The following is a 3,757-nucleotide window of genomic DNA, read 5'->3' as shown; positions in this document are numbered from 1 at the left end:
ACCCGTGGTGTTGCCTACTGTTCACACTGTGATGGTCCACTGTTCAAAGGCAAACGTGTTGCGGTGATTGGCGGTGGTAACTCGGGTGTAGAAGCTGCGATCGACCTTGCTGGTATTGTTGAGCATGTCACCCTGGTGGAATTTGATACCAAGCTACGTGCGGATCAGGTACTTCAGGACAAACTCAACAGCTTGCCGAACACCACGGTGATTAAGAATGCGCTTTCAACAGAAGTGGTTGGTGATGGTTCACAGGTAACTGCACTGAAATACAAAGACCGTGCGACCGATGAAGAACATACGGTTGAACTTGCAGGGATCTTCGTTCAGATCGGTTTGTTACCGAATACGGATTTCCTGAAAGAAACCAAAGTTGAGTTAAGCAACCGCGGTGAGATTGTGATTAACGAGCGCAATGAAACCAATGTGAAAGGTGTATTTGCTGCGGGTGACTGCACCACAGTACCTTACAAGCAGATCATCATTGCCACAGGTGAAGGCGCGAAAGCATCACTGTCTGCATTTGACTACATCATCCGTTCGGGTCAGTAATAAAGGAAAGCACCTGGGTTCCCCAAAACCCAGGTGCTAGAACATCAATCGACTCTATTTCTTATTCCCTTTTTACAGGAACTCCGGACGCTAACACCAGAGTTTCTTTTTTTATATTTGCTTTCCTTCGTTTTAGATCAGTCAGAACCATCCCCAATTGCTTCTGACTGTTCCTTTCCTCTGCGCTGTTTTTGTTTTAATTTATTATTATGCCTTCCCCAAGGTTGTTCTTTAGATCAGCATAAAATATGCCATCTTTAAGATTTCATTAAGAGTTGAATAGATTCAGTCCCTTAAATTTCTCCATCAATTGTTCTTTAGTCTCCACATGCTCCGGATGGGGCACAATGCACTCAATTGGACACACGGATACACAGGTTTGATGATCATAGAAACCGACGCATTCCGTACAGCGATTGACATCGATTTCATAGATTTTGTCACCTTCATAAATGGCATCATTCGGACACTCCGGCAGACACATGTCGCAGTTGATGCATTTATCGGTAATCAAGAGTGCCATGCTTAGCCTGCCTGATAAGTCAGTGAAGATGCAGAAATATCTGCAGTCGATGTCGGTAGGTTGCGAATGAGCAGGGCATATTGCATATCAATATCTGCCGGAATCGGAATTTCGACGATATGCCCCGAACCTTTGGCATCTTCAATCAGATTACCTTTACGGTCTTTGATTTCCGTCAAGGTGAAGGTAATGTTGCCTTTAGGCGTCATCAGCTCCAGTGAGTCACCGACTACAAAACGGTTTTTCACATCGATCTTGATGTAATCTCCATTTCGCTCTAATACTTCACCACAGAAAATTTGATGATCAAAACTGGAAGAACCATTTTCATAGTTTTGATATTCACTATGAACATGGCGACGCAGGAAGCCTTCGGTATAACCTCGATTTGCCAAACCTTCCAGTTGGGTCATCAGTGATGGGTCAAATGGCTTGCCAGCTAAAGCATCATCAATGGCTTTGCGGTAAATCTGTGCAGTACGTGCACAGTAGAAATAGGATTTAGTCCGACCTTCGATTTTTAGCGAATGCACACCGACTTTGGTTAATCGTTCTACATGCTGGACTGCACGCAAATCTTTTGAGTTCATGAAGTAAGTGCCATGTTCATCTTCTTCGGCAGCAAACATATCTTCATCGTTACGCTGAAGTAGGACCGGCTCGTCAAACTGATGTTGAGCTACTTTATGAGCTTCATCCATATCTTGGGAGCAGCAGCCTGAATCCAGATTTTTCACCGGTATTACATCACCGGTCACATCTTCTTTGGCATCCAGAACTTTGTATTCCCAGCGGCAAGCATTGGTGCAGGCACCTTGGTTGGCATCACGTTTATTCATGTAGCCAGACAACATGCAACGTCCGGAGTAGGCCATGCACAGCGCGCCATGCACGAAGACTTCAATCTCCATATCTGGTACTTGCTGTTTGATTTCTGCAATTTCTTCAATGGATAGTTCACGTGACAGAATCACACGAGTAAGCCCCATGTTTTTCCAGAACTTTACCGTTGCCCAGTTCACGGCATTGGCTTGGACAGACAGGTGAATGTCCATATGCGGGAAATGTTCACGCACCAGCATGATCAGGCCCGGATCGGACATGATCAGTGCATCTGGCTGCATCGCCACCACAGGTTCTAGGTCACGGATAAAGTTTTTCAACTTGGAGTTATGTGGCTGGATATTCACCACCACATAGAATTTTTTGCCAAGATCATGTGCTTCTTTGATGCCTATAGCCAGATTGTCATGGTCAAATTCATTGTTACGAACACGCAGGCTATAACGCGGCTGGCCGGCATAGACTGCATCTGCACCATAGGCAAAAGCATAACGCATATTTTTCAGTGAGCCAGCAGGTGAGAGAAGTTCAGTAACAGGGATGATACTCATGACGAAATCGAAAGACATATAAAAAGTACGGCTTTTATTTTATTCATTTAAAAACAAGATTCAACCAAGTAAATCACTCGGAAATCATGGTTTTTGTTGATATTTTCAACATTATCAAATAAGTAAAACTGAAATAAATATACAGACTATTGATCTTCGATTTCAGACCGTTCCAGGGTTTTCAGGATTTGACAATGGTCAACCATAGTCGGCGTATTACAGCTATTTCTTAGCTCGGTAAGCTGAGTTTTAAAAGCTGCTAATTCTTTCATTTTATTGGTGATATCCTGTAGATGCTGGTCAATAATATTGTTGACTGCTGTACAGTTCTGCTCGGGATTTTGCTCCAGTTCGATTAAGGTCTCGATTTCCTTTAAGGACATATCCAGATCACGACAACGCTTGATAAAAATCAGTCTTTTAAGCGCTTCATCATCAAAATAACGATATTGATTATTTGCTCGAAAATTCGGCGTGATGAATCCTTTTTTCTCATAAAAACGCACCGTGTCAGTAGTTAAATGTGACTTTTTTGCGATTTCTGAAATTAGATACAAAGACATATACACCTCGGGCTTGACCTTGGAGTTACTCCATAGTTTCTAATCAATGTATCGTATTTCGTATAAAAATACATCGGAGAAGAATATGGCCTGTAGCTGTAGTCATGAACCGGCACCCATCAAGCCAAACAGCAAGTTTAGAATGGCTTTATGGATTGCCTTATGGATTAACCTCAGTATGTTTCTGGTAGAGCTGGTCGGGGGAGCCTATGCTCATTCTTCAGCTTTATGGGCCGACTCGCTAGATTTCTTTGGGGATGCAGTGAATTATGGGATTTCACTGGCTGTATTAGGTGCAAGCCTGTACTGGCGAGCCACTGTAGCCTTAATTAAAGGTCTGACTATGGCAGCCTTTGGTTTGGTGGTGATGGCTAAAGTCATCTATGCCTATCTGCTCGGTATTCCTCCTGAAGCCATCACGATGGGTATCATCGGCGCAATCGCTTTACTGGCAAACGTGATCACGGCTGTGATTCTTTATGCTTTCCGTGATGGAGACTCAAACATGAAGTCTGTGTGGCTGTGTAGCCGAAATGATGCAATTGGCAACGTAGCAGTTATTTTTGCGGCCATTGGTGTATTTGGAACTGGTAGTCTATGGCCCGATATGATTGTGGCGGTGATTATGGCCAGTCTGGGATTAACTGCAGGATATCAGGTGGTGAAGCAGGCATTACAAGAACGTCGTACAACTGCATGATAAAAATTAATACTAAATAAAAAGG

5 protein-coding genes are annotated in these 3,757 nt (G+C 43.4%); 2 read left to right on the top strand and 3 right to left on the bottom strand.

The window, feature by feature from the left end; translation table 11 throughout:
* On the top strand, nt 1-552 hold a 552-nt coding region (locus tag B4033_RS00545; RefSeq protein WP_286831095.1), incomplete at its 5' end, for an FAD-dependent oxidoreductase.
* Nucleotides 553-820: 268 nt separating this feature from the next.
* Here the strand turns inward: B4033_RS00545 and B4033_RS00540 are convergent.
* From B4033_RS00540 to B4033_RS00530, 3 genes are all read right to left on the bottom strand, one after another.
* A complete protein-coding gene (locus B4033_RS00540; protein WP_004815339.1) occupies nt 821-1,075 on the bottom strand; it encodes a YfhL family 4Fe-4S dicluster ferredoxin in 255 nt (84 codons plus the stop codon).
* A gap of 2 nt (nt 1,076-1,077) precedes the next feature.
* Nucleotides 1,078-2,487, bottom strand: coding sequence for a tRNA 5-hydroxyuridine modification protein YegQ (gene yegQ / locus B4033_RS00535; RefSeq protein WP_286831093.1), 1,410 nt, complete (start codon nt 2,485-2,487; stop codon nt 1,078-1,080).
* A gap of 128 nt (nt 2,488-2,615) precedes the next feature.
* Nucleotides 2,616-3,032 carry a Cd(II)/Pb(II)-responsive transcriptional regulator gene (locus tag B4033_RS00530; RefSeq protein WP_286831092.1) on the bottom strand — a complete coding sequence of 139 codons (417 nt, stop codon included), beginning with the start codon at nt 3,030-3,032 and terminating at the stop codon, nt 2,616-2,618.
* 85 nt (nt 3,033-3,117) lie between these two features.
* Between B4033_RS00530 and B4033_RS00525 the strand changes: the two genes are divergently transcribed.
* Nucleotides 3,118-3,732, top strand: a complete 615-nt coding sequence (locus B4033_RS00525; protein WP_103799916.1) for a cation transporter — start codon at nt 3,118-3,120, stop codon at nt 3,730-3,732.
* Nucleotides 3,733-3,757 lie beyond the last annotated feature (25 nt).

It is taken from the genome of Acinetobacter sp. UBA3132, from assembly GCF_002364825.1.
Classification (GTDB): Bacteria; Pseudomonadota; Gammaproteobacteria; order Pseudomonadales; family Moraxellaceae; genus Acinetobacter; species Acinetobacter schindleri.
Note: the sequence above shows the minus strand (reverse complement) of the source record. Positions and strands in the feature narration are given on the sequence as shown.